Genomic DNA, 1,754 nt, shown 5'->3' on the forward strand with positions numbered 1-1,754 from the left:
ACGTGGAAGAGCACCTGCGGCCGATCGTTCTCCGCATGCCCCTCGTTCGCGATCCAGAACCCGTCCTCGCCATCGGTGGCGATGCCTTCCATGTCGATGCCGGCCGGCGGTGCGCCGTCCTGAGTGACCGGAACGGCAGCGGTGATGCGCGCGGGCGTCTCGGCAGGATCGATGGTGAAGATCATCGGCGAGCCCGCGTAATAGCTGTCGTTCACAGCGTGGAGCATACCGTCCCCGCCCGCGACCAGCCCCGAGAGCGCGCCCCATCCGATCAGGGTGTCGGAGCCTGCGGAGGTCAGCATCGGGTAGGCGGCCTCCGCCTCCTGACGCTCGAAGATCATCACATGCGCGCGCGCGCCGCCATCCGCGGAGAGGTCGGTCTCGTTGGCCGAGACCAGAAGGTTCCGGTCCGGCAGCCCGACATAGCCTTCGGGGCCGATGCCGGAGGGCAGCAGCTGCAGAAGCTCGGGTGCCGCCGGATCGCTCACATCGTAGACGCCGACGGCCGAGCCGCGCTCGGATCCGATGAAGACCAGCGGCGTGTCGCCGAACGTGGCGAACTCCACCGATTCCGGCTCCACACCCTTGTTCTCGGACCGTCCCTCCGGGTAATGGCCGATCTCGACCAGTGCATGTTCGAAGCTGCTGCCGCTGTCGTAGATGACGTCACCGTCCTGGCTGAAGATGGTCCAGCCGCGGGAGCCGCCATCCATGTCGCCCTCGTTTGCGGTGGCGAAGTGATCCTCGTCGATCCATTTCACCGCATCGGGCTCGCGCGGCACGTCCGCAAGGCTTTCCGTGAAGGACAGAGCGTCGTCCTCGGTGGCATCGATCTGCTCGAGCGACACCGCCCCAACGGAGAAGTGGTCCAGCACCTCGCCCCCGGAGGAGATTACGGCGATGTGGTTGTTCTCCTGCAGCGTCACCACGATTTCGCCCGAGGCATTCACGTCGACGAATTCCGGCTCGGGATCCTCGGGCGCGATCTCGGCAAGGCCGGTGAGCTCCACCCGCGTGAGGGCGTCGCACTCGGGCACGCCGTCGGCGAGCGGCACGATGGCGAGAAAGCCCGCCGGCATCTGCCCGACCCGGCCGTCGCGCGCCTCCTCGTCGCGCTCGTTCTCGATCGCGACCGCAACGAAGCTCCCGTCCGGGGCCAGCGCGACACTGTCGGGCTGCCCGCCGAGATCGCAATCGGCGCCCTCGACCTTGGCGCCGGCGCTCATGTCGAAGGTGGCGAGGTAACCGGAGGGCTCGGTGAAGCTTTGCGACGTGTTGACGCCGACGAAGGCGGTGGTCTCCAGAACGGCAACCGCGGTCGGTTCTCCGTCGAGCCCGACCTCGCCCATCGCCTCGGGAGCGGCCGGATCCTCGATCCCGATCATGCCGACGGTGCCGTTCGGGCTGTTGGTGTAGATCAGCGTCATGCCGTCGCCGGAGGCGGCGATGATCTCGGCCGACGTCTCCTCCGCAAGCTCTCCCTCGGCGTTCTCGGAAACGTCGAAGCTGGCGATGCGGTTGAAGTTCATCTCCTGCGCCATGGCGCCGCTGGCGGCGAGCGCCAGAACGGAGGTCAGGCAAAGCCCGGTGCGTGTCATGTCATGTCCCCCATGTTCGGATGACCATGTCATGACCCGGTCACATGACAGACGCGTGACCATCGGCCCTGAACCCCCTCGCCGCTTAAAGCGGAGTGATCAGGACGGAGTGTTGTCCGGCAGTCCTTCCGTTGCGAGGACCTCGTTGGAATAGGC

At 66.8% G+C, this 1,754-nt stretch carries 1 protein-coding gene; it reads right to left on the reverse strand.

The genetic code is table 11. From position 1 onward, the window contains the following. The coding region (locus OCH239_RS21305) for an esterase-like activity of phytase family protein (protein ID WP_037267487.1) at positions 1-1,598 on the reverse strand (1,598 nt) is incomplete at its 3' end. Between the last annotated feature and the right edge of the window lie 156 nt (positions 1,599-1,754).

This window comes from Roseivivax halodurans JCM 10272, assembly GCF_000521785.1.
Taxonomy (GTDB): domain Bacteria; phylum Pseudomonadota; class Alphaproteobacteria; order Rhodobacterales; family Rhodobacteraceae; genus Roseivivax; species Roseivivax halodurans.